This window comes from Paraburkholderia sp. SIMBA_053 (assembly GCF_046534895.1).
Lineage (GTDB): Bacteria > Pseudomonadota > Gammaproteobacteria > Burkholderiales > Burkholderiaceae > Paraburkholderia > Paraburkholderia caledonica.
On sequence record NZ_JAWRXU010001497.1, the window covers coordinates 1 to 243 of the forward strand.

Genomic DNA, 243 nt, shown 5'->3' on the forward strand with positions numbered 1-243 from the left:
CTGGGACTACACCTCGACCGAGCGCACCAACCGCCTGGCCCAGGTGGAGAAGCGCAACTTCACGGTCTACTTCGAGAACGACCAGGTCGTGCGCTGGGAAGGTGACTACTTCCAGGACCAGGACGAGCAGCTGGCCAAGGCCGCGCCGAAGCAGTTCGGCCGCAACCTGGCCAAGGACAAGAAGAACCAGCGCGGCCGCTAAGCGCGGTTGAGGCCCTTCGAGGGCCCGGCCCGGCGTCGCCG

General features: G+C 67.1%; 1 protein-coding gene. It reads left to right on the forward strand.

Annotated elements, in window-relative coordinates; translation table 11 throughout:
* The coding region (gene bamE / locus SB753_RS40580) for an outer membrane protein assembly factor BamE (protein WP_410805615.1) at positions 1–202 on the forward strand (202 nt) is incomplete at its 5' end.
* Between the last annotated feature and the right edge of the window lie 41 nt (positions 203–243).